The sequence below is a fragment of the Bradyrhizobium embrapense genome (genome assembly GCF_001189235.2).
GTDB lineage: Bacteria > Pseudomonadota > Alphaproteobacteria > Rhizobiales > Xanthobacteraceae > Bradyrhizobium > Bradyrhizobium embrapense.
Map to the genome: position 1 here is coordinate 677,631 of NZ_LFIP02000003.1, position 15,176 is coordinate 692,806.

Here is a 15,176-nt window from a genome sequence, read left to right on the forward strand (position 1 = left end):
AACCGCGAGAACTTAAGTCCGGCGCCCGCTCCCGAGTGCGGCGGCGACCGATTCCGGATGCCTGATCCGCTCGATCAGCATGTCGATGCGATCGCCGCCCCAGAACAGCTCGCCGTTAAAAACCATGCTGGGCACGCCGAACACGCCGAGCGCTTCGGCCTCGTCGATGATGCGATCGTGTTCCGCGCGGGCAGGGCCGCGAACATAGGCCTCGAAGGCGTCGGCGGAGCCGCCGATCGCGGAGATCACGCCGGCGATCTCGGACAGATCGTCGATCTCCAGCTCGTGGTTCCAAAATTTCCGGAACACCGTGTCATGGTAAGGCCGGAACAGCCCATGGCGCTGCGCGAACAGCATCCCGGCGCTTGAATAGAATGCGTCGTAGATCCGGCGCGGCCCCTTCATGGTCAGTCCCTGCGCATTCGCGAACCGTCGCGCATCCATGTAGGAGTAACGCACCTTGCGCCAGAAATGCGGCGTGCGCTCCTCGACCGTGCCCATGAACTCGGGAATTCGAAGTGTGTAGGGCAGCCATTCCAGCTCGACGCCAATGGTGTCTTCGAGCTCGAACAGCCGCTTGTTGGCGACATAGGCGTAGGGAGATTTGTAGTCCGTATAGATGCGTACGCGCGGCTTTTCGGTCATCGTTCCTCACCTGTCGGGACGATTGTTTCCGATCCGGCGCGGTCGCGCAATGCGGTGCGACGAGGGAGAGGAGGCGCGCAAACGAATGGGCCCCGGTGCATTCAAGCATCGCGGGGCCCTGCTACTTCGTTTTAGCGAAGAATCTCTGGTGTAGACCAGTGGTGTTTCTGGACCTGAGAGCGCTTGGCCTTTGCGCTCTCGTCCTGCGGATATGTTCAGATTGTCGGCGGCACACGCGGCTAGCAGCTGCTGTTCGCCTCAACGTGCACCGAGACCTTGCCGAGCAAGGTCGCTGGCTTTCGCCGGTGGCGTCATGCTCCTCTCCAAGGGTGGGCCGACGGACCTCTGTCCGCTTCTGCTGCCTGGCGGCCGATCCCATAATCGTCCGTCAATTCCTGCGACGCGAGGAGCAGACGCTCCTACACCCCGACAGGTGCAGCCAGTGAAATGCTGCGGCAGTTATGGTCCGCTGTCAAGTTAACGAGCGGGGTAATTCAGGTCAGCTTTCCTGTCGCGCCTTGGTTTTACGATACTGCGTGAGGTCCGGATCGTGCGTCATTTTCCAATAGTCGACAAACCGCCACGGCATAGCCGAGAACACCCGGCCGCTGCTATTGCGGTAGTACGTCGTCATGCCCGGATGCGTCCAGATCAGCTGCTCATGCTCGGCGTCGACACTGCGGATATATTCGTCGTGTGCGTCGGGATGCACATCAATCGCGGCGATGTCGTTCTCGATCATCTCGACGAGGCAGGCGGATATGTAGCGGCTCTGGCATTCCGACTGGAAGATCACGCTGCCGCCATGCGCAGGCCCCGAGTTGGGGCCGAGCATCAGAAACAAATTGGGGAAGTCAGGCACGGTGAGGCCGAGATATGCGGTCGGATTGTCGTTACGCCACGTCTGCTTGAGGTTCTTGCCGTCACGCCCGGTAATGTTGAGACGCGCCGCCATCTCCGAGACCTTGAAGCCGGTCGAGATCACGACGACGTCGTGCCGCCGCGATGTGCCGTCGCTTGTGACGATGCCGTTCGCCGCGAAATGGTCGATCTTGTCGGTGACCAGCTCGACGTTGGGACGGGTCAGCGTCTTGAACCAGTTGTTGTCGAGCAGGATGCGCTTGCCGTAGGGCGGATAGGTCGGCATGCACTTCTCGATCAGGTCGGGACGATCCTTAAGCTCGGAGAGGATGAAGTCGGCCAATTCCTGGCGATGCCGGTCGTTGCTCTTGTTGACGGCGCGCTCCGGATGCGGCCACGTCGGATCCTTGCGCAGGAACGGCAGCAGTCCGTCGCCGTAACGCCAGAACATGTTGAAGCGATACCACTGTACGTAGAACGGCAGATGGGCGAGCAGCCACTGCGCGCCTTCGGTGATCGGATCGGAATAACCCCTGACCGGCCGCGCCCACTGCGCTGTGCGCTGGTAGACGGTGACCGAGGCGACGCGATCCGCGATCGAGGGCACCAGCTGCATCGCGGTCGCGCCGGTGCCGATCACGGCAATATGCTTGCCGTCGAGCTTGATGTCGTCGGACCACAGCGCCGAGTGAATCTTAAGGCCCTTGAAATCCTCGTCGCCGGTGAAGCGGGCAGGCAAGGGATCATTGAGCTGGCCGATCGCGCTGACCAGGGCGGTGGACTCGAAGGTCTCCTCGCCGTTCGCGGTTTTCAGCGTCGAGATCCAGCGCCGCTTGCCCTCGTCCCAACGCGAGGCGACCAGTTCGGTCGAAAGGCGGACGTGCTTGCGGATGTCGTATTCGCGGACGACCTTGAGGAGGTAGTCCAGCAATTCCTGGCGCTGTGCAAAATAGCGGGTCCAGGGATTGCGAGCGCCGAACGAGAACGAATAGGAGTGGTTCGGCGTGTCGACGCCGCAGCCGGGATAGCGGTTGACGTACCAGGTGCCGCCGATCTCGTCCTGCATCTCGACGATGGTGTAGGGAATGCCGAGCCGCCCGAGCGCAACGCCGAGCGCGATCGCGCAGACCCCGGCGCCGACGATCAGCACGTGCTGCTGCACAAGCCTCGCCTCGGAGGGGCGCTCGCGCCAGCGTGCGTCGCGGGGAACGAACCCCATCTCTTCCCGCATCAGCGGAGCATATTCCGGCGCGACATTCTCGCCGATCGTCGCGCGCATCATCCGCAGCATCAGCTCATCGCCGGGATCGGTGATGACGGGCTTCGGCGTGCCATTCGCGAACAGGTTCAGGACGGCCGCGCGGATCTCGTCCTGGATCTCCTTTGGCACGCCGGCGTCGGGATCGGGGATCAGGCGGACGTCGCGCTTCGGCTTGTACGGCGGCTCGAGCCATTTCTCGTCGCCGGTCATGTGCACCAGCACCATCAGCAGCACGCGGATGTCGCCTTCGGCGATGGCGGAGGACAGATCGAGGTGTTGGCGCGGAAGCTCGATATTCATGTGTTATCCTCAGCTCGCCGGTGCTTCCGGCAGGCCGCCATAGGCGGCCCAGGTAGTGCCGACGATGTAGCCGGCATCGACCGGCAGGTTGATGCCGGTTACGCCGCTGCTCTGCGGCGAGAGCAGCCAGGCGATCGCCTGCGCCACTTCCACCGGCTCAACCAGCCGGTTCATCGCAGTCGGCCGCGCCAGCAGATCCTTGTTCAGGGCGCCCGACGCTATGCCGGCTTCGAGCGCTGCGGTGCGGGTGAAGCCGGGCGACACCGCGTTGACGCGGACGCCGGAACGTCCCCATTCGGCGGCGAGCGTCTGTGTGATCTGGATGACGCCAGCCTTCGCCGCGGTATAGGCGTGGATTGGACCCGACGTCATGCCGGCCACCGAGGCGACGTTGACAATCGCGCCGTGCCGCCGCTTCGCCATTTCGATGCCGACGCTGCGCGCGACCAGAAACGTGCCGCGCAGGTCGATATTGATCTCGCGGTCCCATTGCTCCATCCGCACCCGCTCGATCCTGTGCATCTTGCCGAACACGCCCGCCGCGTTGACGAGGCCCGTGATCGGGCCGTGTGCCTTCTCGATATCGGCAATGCCGGCGACGACAGCGCTTTCGCTTGCGACGTCGAACGGCGCCGGCCAGAGGATGGCGGCGGTTCCGGCCAGCGGCTCGGGAGCGATGTCGACGATGATCACGCGATGGCCCTGATCGGCGAGCAGAGTTGCGGTCGCAGCGCCAATGCCGCGGCTGCCGCCGGTGACGAGGATGGTGCCGTCGACGCTCATGATTTCCTTCCCTTGTCGCTCGTGGTGAACAGGCCGCGCGTGACCAGCTTCTGATAGGCCGTGATGACGTAATCAGGCACGGCGGTGACGCCTTGTTCGGAGTAGGAATAGTGGCGGCTGAGATAGCCGCGCGCGCCCATCAAGACCTGGACGATGGCCTCGAATTCCTCGTCGCTGAAGGTGTTGGTCGCTCCTGCGGCCCGCGCGCGCTGCAGGATGCGGACATAAGCGCTGGAAATGTTGTCGAAATGCTTCTGGTAGCCGATCGGCGCGAAGAATTCGGCCTCGTTGAGGATGCGGAGAAACTCGGGAACCTCGCGGATGAAATCAAAGAACGCGCTGAAGCGCTCGACCTCCTGCCGGGCCTCGTTCGCAGTGCCCGTGCGCGAATGGATGAAGCGAACCATGTCGAGGCCGATCTTCGGCAGCAACTGGTCGAGCAGCTCCTGACGGTTCTCGAAATGATTGTAGAAGGTGCCTTGGGCGACGCCGGCAGCTTCCGTTATCCGCGCAACCGAGGCTTCGGCGTAGCCGTATTTGCCGACGACCTTGGTGGCGGCGTCGAAGATCTTCTGCTTGGTCCAGGCGTTGCGCTCGACCCGGTTCAGTTTTGTCACTTTGGCTGAAGTCGCTTGCGTCATGCGGTGGCCTCGAGTTCGGCGCGCAGCACGCGCTTGAGCATCTTGCCGGATGGATTGCGCGGCAGGTTGTCGCGGTCCGGAGACCGCCGGGCATGAAATGCGATGAAGCTGAAAAGATTGATCATTTGCCGCTCGTCGAGCTGATTCCCGCGTCGTATTCTCCCGCGGTGAATTCTGACTCGTAATTCATCTTTGGCTTGACGTCACCCCCCTTGCTCTGAAAGCATTGTGGTCACGGAGACGAAACGATCTCCGGCAGGGATTTGGGAAAGCCAACCCGACAGGGAGGGGAACATGACGAGGACCCGGAAACCGGGCATCAGCCGGCGCTCGACGCTTGCGCTGATCGGCGTCGGTGCGGCGACCTTTGCCGCGCCGTGGGTGGCGCGCGCACAGGCCAAGACGATCAAGATCGGCATGCCGACCATCCTGTCGGGCCGCGTCGCGCAGCTTGGCACGTCCTCGCGCAACGCGGTGCTGCTGGAAGTGGAGAAGATCAATGCCGCCGGCGGCCTTGCCGGGCGGCAGATCGAGATGGTGATCCGCGACTCAAAGGGACAGCCGCAGGAAGCTGCGCGCATCGCACGCGAGCTCGTCAACACCGACGGCTGCGAGATGCTGCTCGACGGCGAGGCGTCGTCGGGATCGTTTGCGGTTCACGAGGTGGCGCGCGATCTCGGCGTGCTCTGCATCCATACCTGCTCGGAAGCGTCGTCGCTGACGGCCGATCCCAAGCAGCACATCCCGAACGCCTTCCGTTGCGTGCGACAGGGTATCCATGACTCGATCGTGGGGGCGGGCTACGCAGCCGGGATCGCCAAGGCAAAGGGCTTAAAGAAGTGGGCGACCTGCTCGCCCGACTATGCCTATGGCCGCGACACCACCGGCGAGTTCGTGCTGTATCTGAAGAAGTTCGCACCCGATGTCGAGATCATCAGCGAATCATGGCCGAAGCTGTTTCAGCCCGACTACACCGAGGTGGTGACCAAGATCCTGCAGGCCAAGCCGCAGGCGCTCTATTCCTGTCTGTGGGGTGGCGATCTCACCTCCTATATCGACCAGGCCAACATCTACGCGATGTTCGCCCAGATGGAGGTGTTCGCGGTCAACATGGCCGACTACACCGCACTCACGGTGGTGAAGAACCTGCCCAAGGGCATCCACTCCGGCGACCGTTACATCAAGACATTCCCGCCGACGCCGGAGAACGCGGCCTGGGGCGATGCCTACAAGGCGAAGTACAACGAGTATCCGACCAACTGGTCCTGGCAGAACGCGACGGCCGTCATGTTCCTCAGCGAGGCCGTCAAGAAGGCGAACTCGACCGACGGCAAGAAGGTTGCGGAGGTGCTCACCGGACTCACGATCAAGTGTCCGTTCGGCGCCGATGGCACCGTCACCATGCGCGCCGACGACCATACGCTGGTCGGCTACGCGATCGGCTGGGGAACCACGATCCCGCAGGAGCCTTACGTGCCTGACGTGAAGGCTGGGGACTGGAAAGCCATCTTCGAGCTCGAGGCCGAGTGGAAGAAGAGCAAGGGCTACACCTGATCGCATGCAAAGGCGGAGGCAGCAGCCCGCTGTTTCCGCCTGTCGTCTGATGCTTGTCGCGCGCCGGCGTTGCGGCCCGCCGTAATGGATGATTTCTCGTGGACCTCGACGCGCTCGCCAGTTGCCTTACCAGTCCTGCATGCCTGGTGACGCAGACCACCAGCGGCCTAATCATCGGCATGCTACTGTTTCTCGTCGCCGTCGGGCTGACGCTGATCTTCGGCGTGCTCAAGGTGGTGAACTTCAGCCACGGCGCTTTTTACATGTTTGGCGCCTATTTCGCGATGACGGCCTATCAACTCACCGGCAGCTTTGCGCTGGCGATCCTGAGCGGTGCCGTCGGCACTGCGCTGCTCGGCCTGGTCTTCGAGCGCGCGTTCATGAGCCGGGTCTATGGCCGCGACGTGCTGATGCAGCTTCTGGTGTGCTACGCCTTCGTGCTGATCTTCGATGACGTCGTCCGCATGATCTGGGGTCCTGAGTTCAAGTCGATGGGTATGCCGGCCGCATTCCAGGTGCCACCGCTGTTCATCGCTGGCGGCGTGGTGCCGCCATACTATCTGCTGCTGATCGGCGTAGCGCTCGCTGCTGCCGCTGTTCTCGGGCTAGGGCTGGCGCGCTCCCGGATCGGCAAAGTGATCCGTGCGGCCGCGCATAATCCCGGGATGGTGTCGGCGCTCGGCATCAACACCGGGCTGATCTACGGCGGCGTGTTCGCGCTGGGTGGCATGCTGGCGGGACTGGCGGGCGCGCTCGCCGCGCCGGTGCGCTCGCTGACGCCTGGCATGGGTTTCTCGGTGCTGATCGAATCCTTCATCGTCACCGTGATCGGCGGCATGGGTTCGATCCTGGGAGCGCTGATCGGCGCGCTGCTGATCGGTTTGATCCGCTCGTTCGGTTCGCTCGGCTTCCCGCTGTTCACCGAAGGGCTGATGTATCTCTTCATGGTGATCGTGTTGGTGTCGCGTCCGACTGGCCTGTTCGGCAAGGAGGTCGCATGACCGAGTTGCAGGCAGGTCAGGGCGCGCAGCCGCTGGAAGTGCCCCGGATCGACGCTAGGCCGCAGCGCTATCGTGATCTTTTGGTCGCGCTCGCGGCGTTTGCCGTGCTCGCGCTGCTCCCGATGGTGTTCGGCAGCAAGCAGCTGCTCGACTTCGTGATCCGTTGTGCAGCTTACGGTCTGTTCGCGACGTCGCTCAACCTTCTGGTCGGTTACACCGGCCTGATCTCGTTCGGGCACGGCATGTTCTTCGGCCTCGGCGCCTATGGCTTCGGCCTCATGATGCAGAAGACCGGTGTGCCGATTCCGGTTGCCTTTGTCGCCACGCTGGCGATGACCTGCGTCGTCGCCGTCGTCATCGGCGCGATCTGCGTGCGGCTGAAGGAGATCTATTTCGCCTTCGTCACGCTGGCGTTCCAGATGCTGATTCACTCGACCATCCTGTCGTGGCAATCGCTGACCGGCGGCGACCAGGGCCTGCGCGGCGGCATTCCGCGGCCGCCGTTTCTCGGCATCGACCTGTCAAACCATCTGCATCTCTACATCACGAGCTGCGCGTTGCTGGTGGTCGGGCTGCTGCTGATGCGCCAGATCGCGCAGTCGCCGTTCGGCTACACGCTGCGCATGATCCGCGACAACGCGACGCGGGCGAGCTTCATCGGCATCGATGTCTGGCGCGCCAAGCTCGTGATCTTCGTGCTGGCGGCGCTGTTCGCCGCCACAGGCGGCATCATCATGGCGCTGTTCGTCTCCGGGGCCTATCCCGAATTCGCCTACTGGACGATCTCAGGCGAGGGCATCTTCATCAACATGCTTGGCGGCGTGACCACCTTCCTCGGTCCGATGGTCGGCACCGTGCTGCTGCTGATCCTCAATGACACCGTCACGCGCATCACCGAGTACCACGGCATCGTGCTCGGCATCGTGATCCTGTTCTTTGCCGTCGGCCTGCGGAAGGGCCTGATGGACTTTGTCGTCGAATGGTTCGCGCAGCGTCGCGGCGAGGGGCGCGGTTAGCCATGCTGGAGATACGCGCCCTCTCGAAATCGTTTGGCGGCGTCAAGGCGACCGATAACGTCTCGCTCGACTTCGCCGATGGCTCGCTCACCGCGGTGATCGGCCCCAACGGCGCCGGCAAGAGCACCTTCTTCAACCTGATCACCGGCGCGCTGCGGCCGGACGCCGGGCAGGTCCTGCTCAATGGCATCGACATGGCGGGCAAGACGCCGCCCGAGATCGTGCGCCACGGTATCGGCCGCGCCTTCCAGGTCGCGAGCATCTTCCCGTCGCTGACGGTCGAGGAGACGATGCTGGCGGCAGTCTGTGCCGATCAGCACCGCGCCGGTGTGATGCATCGCCGCTTTCCACTGGCCGAAACGCGCGACCGCGCGGAGCATGCGATGGAGCTGCTCGGCCTTGCCGGCAAACGCAACAGGACCGCGGCGACGCTGTCGCATGGCGACCAGAAACTGCTCGACATCGCGCTCGCGCTGGTGCTCGATCCCAAGGTGCTGCTGCTCGACGAGCCGACCGCCGGCATGGGAACTGAAGAGCGCTGGAGGATGATCGACAAGGTGCGCGAACTCTGGGAGAAGCAGAAGATCACGGTCGTGTTCATCGAGCACGACATGGATATCGTGTTCAAGATCGCGCCTGAGATCGTCGTGCTGTGCTACGGCCGGATTCTGGCGACCGGGACGCCGGACGCGATCCGCAGGAATGAAGCCGTCATCGAGGCCTATCTCGGCAGCGACCATCACGCGGGAGCGGTGGCATGAGCGCGCAGCCGGTGGTGCTGGTCGAGGGCCTCGACGTCTACTATGGCACCAGCCAGATACTGTTCGGCGTCGACCTCTCGGTGCGGAAGGGCGAGACCATGGCGCTGCTCGGCCGCAACGGGGCCGGCAAGTCGACCACGATGAAGGCGATCATGGGGCTGGCGCCGGCACGCCGCGGCAAGGTGACCTTGCGCGGTCAGATCGTGTCAGGCATGAGGCCCCACCACATCGCGCGGGCCGGGCTCGGCTTCGTGCCGGAGGACCGCCAGATCTTCCCCGAGCATACGGTCGAGGACAATCTCGTCATCGGCCAGAAGAAGGGGCCGGACGGTGAGGACGAGTGGTCAATCCGCCGCGTCTACGACGTGTTTCCGCTGCTGGAGCCGCTGCGGCAGCGGATCGCGGGTAGGCTGTCCGGCGGCGAGCAGCAGATGCTGGCGATCGCCCGCACGCTGATGGGCAATCCGGTGCTGCTGCTGCTCGACGAGCCGAGCGAGGGACTGGCGCCGATCATCGTCCAGCGCATCGGCGAGCTGTTGCGGCAGCTCCGCGGCACCGGTGCCACAGTGTTGATCGCCGAGCAGAACATGCATTTTTGCCTTGGCCTTGCGAGCCACGCGACGGTTATCGACAAGGGACAGATCGTCTACACATCCTCCATCGAAGAGCTGAAGGCCAACGACAACATCCGGCAGCGTTACCTGGCGCTGTAGGGCCCTTCGAGTGTCATGGGAGGACAAATGGCGGGCAAGTTGACGCCGACGCACGAAGCGCCGTATCGCGGATTGAAAGTGCTGGATTTCGGGCAGGGGATCGCCTCGCCTTATTGCGCGATGCTGCTCGGGGTCTATGGCGCCGACGTCATCAAGGTCGAGCCGCCCGAGGGCGACTGGTCGCGCTACCTCGGCACGACCTATGGCAATCACACGACTCTGTCGGCGGTCTACAACCGCGGCAAGCGCAGCCTGTGCCTCGATATGAAGCACAAGGATGGGATCGCGATCGCGCAGCTTCTGGCGCGCGATGCCGACGTGCTGATCGAGGGGTTTCGCCCCGGCGTCGCAGAGCGGCTCGGGCTCGGCTATGAGAGCCTGTCGCGCGACAATCCGGGTCTGATCTATCTGTCGGTCAGCGGATTCGGGCAGAGCGGGCCGTACTCGAAGCGGCCGGGTTCGGATTCGGTGGCGCAGGCGTTCTCGGGATTGGTCTCGGTCAATGTCGGCGCTGACGGTGTGCCGCACCGGGTCGGCACCACGATCTCCGACGTCGTCACCGGCGTCTATGCGTTCCAGGCGATTGCGACCACCCTGTTCGCGCGTGCGACGGTCGGCACCGGCCGCTGGATCGACGTCAATCTCTGCCAGTCGACGTCGGCGCTGCTTGGGCACAAGGTCGCGGAGTTCATCCTCGAGGGCGGTGCGCCGCGCGCGCTCAATGTGCCGGCCGGCACCTACCAGACGCAGGACGGCTGGATGATGGTCACGCTGGTGAACGAGCCGCAATACAAGCGGCTGTGCGGTGCGATCGGCCGCGAGGATCTCGCCACCGATCCGCGCTTCGCCGACTTCGCCCGGCGCGCGGACGCTGCCGATGCGCTGATCCCGCAGCTGCGCGAGGTGTTCCTGGCGCAGCCGACGGATACCTGGCTGACGCGGCTGCACGGCGCCGATATCATCGCGGAGCGGATACTCAATCCCGGCGAATGGCTGCGCAACCCTCACGTCGAGGCTGTCAGGGCGTCGGTCCGCCAGGATACGCCCGGCGTCGGCGCGGTGTATTCGCCGCGTACCCCGGGGACCGCGAGCCTGTCCGAGGACCACCTCTGTCCGGCGCCGGACGTCGGGCAGGACAGCCGCGCGGTGCTGACGGAGGCTGGATTTGGTTCCGCCGAGATCGACGGCTTGCTCCTGTCGGGTGCGGTGCGGCAGGCCAAAGCGATGACAGGAGGCAAGACATCATGAGCACGGAACTTATTCGTTATTCGGTCAGCGGCCAGATCGCGGAGATCGTGCTGGATCGCGGGCCGGTCAATGCGCTCAGCATCCCCCTGATCGACGCGCTGCTGGCCGCGCTCGCGAAAGCGCGCGATGATGACGCGGTACGCGCCGTCATCATCAGCAGCGCGCACAAGGTGTTTTGTGCCGGCCTCGACCTCGACATCGTCAGGGGCAAGCCCGCGATCGAGACCAAGGCATTCCTCGAGCGGTTGTATTTCGCGCTGAACGATACGCAGTACCGCATGGGCAAGCCGACGATTGCGGCGGTCGATGGCGCGGTGCGGGCCGGCGGCATGACGATCGCGATCTCCTGCGACATGATCGTCGCGGGCGACGGCTCGACCTTCGGCTATCCCGAGATCGATGTCGGCCTGATCCCGGCGATCCACTTCGTACAGCTGCCGCGGCTGGTGGGAAAGCACCAGGCGTTCGGCCCGCTGTTCCTCGGCGAGCCGTTCGACGCCGCAACCGCCTATCGCATGGGGCTGCTCAGCGAAGTGGTGCCGAAGGGTACCGCGCTGGAGCGGGCCCGCGAGATCGCGCGGAAGCTCGCGGCGAAATCACCCATCGTGATGAAGATCGGCCGCGACGCCTTCATGCGCGCCGTCGATGCCGATTTCCGTCGTTCAGTGGAGAACACGGCGGAAAGCTTCGTGGTGGTCGCGTCGACGGAAGACTGCCAGGAAGGGCTGAATGCGTTCGTTGAAAAGCGAACGCCCAACTACAAGGGACGGTAAATGGCTGGATTGTATTTCGAAGAGTTCGAAGTCGGGCAGGAATTCCATCACGAGTTCAGCCGAACCGTGACGGAGATGGACAACACCATGTTCAGCCTCCTGACCATGAATCCGCAGCCGTTGCACATCGACGCGCATTTCTCGGAGAAGACCGAATTCGGCCAGCGGCTGTTCAACAGCCTCTATACGCTCGGTATCATGATCGGCATGAGCGTGTACGACACGACGCTGGGCACCACGGTCGGCAATCTCGGCATGACCGACGTCAAGTTTCCGAAGCCGGTGTTCCACGGCGACACGCTGAAGGCGCACACCAAAATTATCGGCAAGCGCGCCAGCAAGTCGCGGCCGACCCAGGGCATCGTCGAGTTCGAGCACACTATGACCAACCAGCGCGGCGAGGTGGTGGCAAGCTGCCGCCGCACTGGCCTGATGCACTGCAAGCCGAAGGCGTAAACGATGCGATCGTTCCTGTTCGTTCCCGGCGACAGCACCCGGAAGTATGAGAGCGCGAAGAAGACCGCGGCCGACGCCCTGATCCTCGATCTCGAGGATTCCATCGCGCCGGAGCAGAAGGTCGTCGCGCGCGACATCACGCGCGAAATGCTCGATGCGCGCAATCCGAGCCAGAAGATGTACATCCGCGTCAATGCGTTCGACACCGACCTGACATTGGGTGATCTGGCTGCCGTGATGCCCGGGAGGCCCGATGGCATCGTGCTGCCGAAATGCGCGGGTGCCGCCGATGTCAACAAGCTCGCGCTCTATCTCGATGCATTCGAGGCCGCCTCAGGTATCGCGCAGGGCACCACACGGATCGTTACGGTGGCGACCGAGACGGCGCGGGCGGTGCTGAAAATCCTCGACTTCGAGAATATGAGCCCGCGGCTGTGGGGCATGATGTGGGGCGCGGAGGACCTTGCGGCCTCGCTCGGCGCAACCCGCAACCGCACCGACGGCCGCTATCACTCGCCGTTCATTCTTGCCCGCGATCTGTGCCTGATCGGCGCGGCCGCCGCCGGCGTGGTTGCGATCGACACCATCGCCACCGACATCAACGATCTCGATGCGCTGAAGGCCGAGGCGATTGCCGCGCGACAGGACGGCTTCCTTGCCAAGGCCGTGATCCATCCCAAGCATGTCGATGTCGTCAACGCGGCCTTCATGCCGACCGACGAGGAGATCGCATGGTCGGAGCGGGTGATTGCTGCGTTCGCCAACAATCCGTCAGGGGTCGCCAGAATGGACGGCAAGATGCTGGACAAGCCGCATCTGCGCGCCGCCGAGAAGATCCTGGCGTCGCGCAGAAAATAGTCAGCCGGGTTCGATCAGCGCGCCCTCCTCGAGGAGGGCCGCAATCTCCGCCTCCGCAAGCCCTGCCTCGCGCAGGATCTCCCGGCCATGCTCGCCGAGGTTCGGCGGATAGGTTCGGATCGATGGCGGCGTCCGGCTCCAGGTCGCCGCTGGGCCGGCCACCCGCAGCGTGCCTTCGGTCGGATGCTCCACTGGCTGGATCAGCCCGACGGCTGCCAGATGCGGATCGTCGATCAGGCTGTCGAGATCGTGCAGCGGCGCATGCGGGATGTCGGCCTCCTCGAAGAAGCGCATCCATTCGGCGGTGCTGCGGGTCTTCATCATCTGCGAGAACCAGTCGTAGACGAAGTCGTAGTTTTGGGTTCGCGCAGAGATGCTGTTCAGCCGCGGGTCGCGGTCGGCTTTATCAGCAAGGCCGATTTTGGCGAAGAACGCGTTCCACTGCTTATCGGAATAGACCAGCGCGCAGATGTAGCCGTCGCTGGTCCGGTACGGGCGGCGGTCGGGCGAGAGCAGCCGGGAATAGCCCGGCGGCCCGATCGGCGGCTCGAAGCTGCGGCCGGCCATGTGATCGCAGAGCACGAACTGCGCCATGGTCTCGAACATCGGGACTTCGATCGCCTGGCCTTCGCCGGTCCGCTCGCGATGGAACAGCGCGGCCAGGATGGCGTGCACGGCATTGAGACCGACGATGCGGTCGGCCATGGTCGCCGGAGAATAGCGCGGCTCGCCGGTGATCCCTCCGGTCAGCGCGGGCAGGGCGGTCAGCCCCTGGATCAAATCGTCATAGGCGGGTCGGCCTGCATAGGGTCCGGTCTCGCCGAAGCCGTGCAGGCTGGCATAGACGAGCCGCGGATTCTTGGCGAGGAGATCGTCGGCGCCGAGCTTCAGCCGCGCCATCGCCGCAGGACGAACGTTGTGAACGAACACGTCGGCGTCCGCGGCAAGTTGCAGCAGCGCGGCGCGGCCGCCGGCCTTCTTCAGGTCGAGTACGATCGAGCGCTTGTTGCGATTGCCCTGCAGGTACATTGCGCCCATCGCGGGATGGCGCATCGGGGCAGCGTGGCGCATCACGTCGCCATCGGGGCTCTCGACCTTGATCACGTCGGCGCCGTAGTCGCCAAGGATCATGGTCGCGTAGGGTCCCATCATCACACTGGTGACGTCGATGATCTTGACGCCGGCGAGCGGGCCCGCCGGCGCGGATGGTTTTTCTCTCGTCGGTGCCTGGCTCAATGGGTGACGGCCAGTGCTTCGATGAAGGCCTTGAAGACGTCGCTGCCCGGCTTGCCGCGCTTGTCGACGTCCTTCACCCAATCCTGCGCCACCGACTTGAAGGCGGTGTCGAACACCTTCTTGTCGTCGGCGCTGAAGTTGATGACCTTCATGCCCTGCGACTTGATCTTTTCGGCTGCGGCCTTCTCGCCGTCCTCGAACCGCTTGCAGGCCTCGCGCGTGGTCTGTTCGCCGGCCTCGACCAGCGCCTTGCGCACGTTCTCGGGCAGCGACTTGAACTTCAACTCGCCTATCGAATAGGTGAAGATCGCGGTGCCGAAGTTCAGCCCCTCGGTGCCGGACTTCAGGATCTTGCCGAAGTCGTAGGACGCCGAGCTCTGGTAGGAGAAGATCAGGCCATCCAGCGTGCCGCGGGTCAGCGATTCATAGATCTCGGGCGCGGCCATCCGAACCGGCACGCCGCCGATCGAACGCATCATCAGATCCATTGCACCGCCGGTGGTGCGTATCTTCAGGCCTTCGAGGTCCTTTGCCGTCTTCACATCACGGCTGGTGGCAAGCTGGACCTGGTAGGCCGGCAGTGCGAGCGTCACCAGCGGGCGAAGCTGGTTCGGCGTGAACTCCCTGGTCTCCAGGATGCCGCCATTGTGCGAGATCTTGTAGAAGGCGAGCGATCCCTGGCATTCGTTGTCGAAGATGCCGGGCAGTTCGGCGACAGCCGTCAGCGGAAACTTGTCCGACGAATAGGACGGCACGATGTAGGAGACGTCCGCAACGCCGAGCGCGGTGAGCTGGGCCATGTCCTTGGCCTTGCCGAGCTGCTCCGCCGGGAAGTGCTGGAACGTGACCTGGCCGTTGGTCAGCTTGGTGACGAGCTCCGAAAACGGCTTGCCGACGAGCTCGTGGATCACGTGGCCCGACGGCAGGCTGTCGGCAAGGCGCAGAGTGATCTTCTCCTGGGCAAAGGCCGAGGATGCGGAAGCCGCCAGCAGGACTGTGGCGACGCCGGCGCCGGCGAGGAAGCGGGAATGCAAATTCATCATGATCTCCCAGAGATGGCCGTCTCGAC

Annotated in this window: 16 protein-coding genes; 9 read left to right on the forward strand and 7 right to left on the reverse strand. The window is 64.0% G+C overall.

The genetic code is table 11. The annotated features are described in order from the left end of the window. Window positions 1-12: 12 nt before the first annotated feature. From AKN83_RS17215 to AKN83_RS41735, 5 genes are all read right to left on the reverse strand, one after another. Complete coding sequence (locus AKN83_RS17215) at window positions 13-645, reverse strand: 2-hydroxychromene-2-carboxylate isomerase (protein WP_050405260.1); 633 nt, start codon at window positions 643-645, stop codon at window positions 13-15. 499 nt (window positions 646-1,144) lie between these two features. Beyond that, a complete protein-coding gene (locus AKN83_RS17220) occupies window positions 1,145-3,067 on the reverse strand; it encodes a flavin-containing monooxygenase (RefSeq protein WP_050405261.1) in 1,923 nt (640 codons plus the stop codon). A 9-nt stretch (window positions 3,068-3,076) separates the two neighbouring features. Further along, a complete protein-coding gene (locus AKN83_RS17225) occupies window positions 3,077-3,850 on the reverse strand; it encodes an SDR family NAD(P)-dependent oxidoreductase (protein WP_050405262.1) in 774 nt (257 codons plus the stop codon). Further along, the gene (locus AKN83_RS17230) at window positions 3,847-4,491 is read right to left on the reverse strand and encodes a TetR/AcrR family transcriptional regulator (protein ID WP_050405263.1); all 645 of its coding nucleotides are present in this window, start codon (window positions 4,489-4,491) and stop codon (window positions 3,847-3,849) included. The genes AKN83_RS17225 and AKN83_RS17230 overlap by 4 nt, the downstream gene beginning before the upstream one ends. Further along, window positions 4,488-4,616 (reverse strand): hypothetical protein, encoded by a 129-nt coding sequence (locus AKN83_RS41735; RefSeq protein WP_283807383.1) that lies wholly within the window; start codon window positions 4,614-4,616, stop codon window positions 4,488-4,490. The genes AKN83_RS17230 and AKN83_RS41735 overlap by 4 nt, the downstream gene beginning before the upstream one ends. 169 nt (window positions 4,617-4,785) lie before the next feature. Here AKN83_RS41735 and AKN83_RS17235 point away from each other — a divergent pair, with 169 nt between their 5' ends. The 9 genes from AKN83_RS17235 (at window position 4,786) to AKN83_RS17275 (ending at window position 12,871) form a co-directional block, all read left to right on the forward strand. Beyond that, on the forward strand, window positions 4,786-6,045 hold the full coding sequence (locus tag AKN83_RS17235) for an ABC transporter substrate-binding protein (RefSeq protein WP_050405264.1): 1,260 nt from the start codon (window positions 4,786-4,788) through the stop codon (window positions 6,043-6,045). A 98-nt stretch (window positions 6,046-6,143) separates the two neighbouring features. Then, window positions 6,144-7,046, forward strand: a complete 903-nt coding sequence (locus tag AKN83_RS17240) for a branched-chain amino acid ABC transporter permease (protein WP_050405265.1) — start codon at window positions 6,144-6,146, stop codon at window positions 7,044-7,046. Beyond that, window positions 7,043-8,062, forward strand: coding sequence for a branched-chain amino acid ABC transporter permease (locus tag AKN83_RS17245; RefSeq protein ID WP_050405266.1), 1,020 nt, complete (start codon window positions 7,043-7,045; stop codon window positions 8,060-8,062). The genes AKN83_RS17240 and AKN83_RS17245 overlap by 4 nt, the downstream gene beginning before the upstream one ends. A 2-nt stretch (window positions 8,063-8,064) precedes the next feature. Then, complete coding sequence (locus AKN83_RS17250; protein ID WP_050405267.1) at window positions 8,065-8,823, forward strand: ABC transporter ATP-binding protein; 759 nt, start codon at window positions 8,065-8,067, stop codon at window positions 8,821-8,823. Further along, window positions 8,820-9,536, forward strand: coding sequence for an ABC transporter ATP-binding protein (locus AKN83_RS17255; protein ID WP_063695383.1), 717 nt, complete (start codon window positions 8,820-8,822; stop codon window positions 9,534-9,536). Before AKN83_RS17250 ends, AKN83_RS17255 begins: the two co-directional genes overlap by 4 nt. A gap of 27 nt (window positions 9,537-9,563) precedes the next feature. Beyond that, on the forward strand, window positions 9,564-10,784 hold the full coding sequence (locus AKN83_RS17260) for a CaiB/BaiF CoA transferase family protein (RefSeq protein WP_050405268.1): 1,221 nt from the start codon (window positions 9,564-9,566) through the stop codon (window positions 10,782-10,784). After that, a complete protein-coding gene (locus tag AKN83_RS17265) occupies window positions 10,781-11,557 on the forward strand; it encodes an enoyl-CoA hydratase/isomerase family protein (protein ID WP_050405269.1) in 777 nt (258 codons plus the stop codon). Before AKN83_RS17260 ends, AKN83_RS17265 begins: the two co-directional genes overlap by 4 nt. Continuing rightward, window positions 11,558-12,013: a MaoC family dehydratase gene (locus tag AKN83_RS17270; RefSeq protein WP_050405270.1), complete on the forward strand. Its 456-nt coding sequence runs from the start codon at window positions 11,558-11,560 to the stop codon at window positions 12,011-12,013. A 3-nt stretch (window positions 12,014-12,016) separates the two neighbouring features. Beyond that, window positions 12,017-12,871 (forward strand): HpcH/HpaI aldolase/citrate lyase family protein, encoded by an 855-nt coding sequence (locus AKN83_RS17275; protein WP_050405271.1) that lies wholly within the window; start codon window positions 12,017-12,019, stop codon window positions 12,869-12,871. Here the strand turns inward: AKN83_RS17275 and AKN83_RS17280 are convergent, their stop codons facing one another. Then, entirely contained in the window at window positions 12,872-14,107 is a 1,236-nt protein-coding gene (locus AKN83_RS17280; protein WP_083992097.1) for a CaiB/BaiF CoA transferase family protein, read from the reverse strand. It lies immediately after the preceding gene. Continuing rightward, complete coding sequence (locus AKN83_RS17285) at window positions 14,104-15,147, reverse strand: TRAP transporter substrate-binding protein (protein WP_050405272.1); 1,044 nt, start codon at window positions 15,145-15,147, stop codon at window positions 14,104-14,106. The genes AKN83_RS17280 and AKN83_RS17285 overlap by 4 nt, the downstream gene beginning before the upstream one ends. Between the last annotated feature and the right edge of the window lie 29 nt (window positions 15,148-15,176).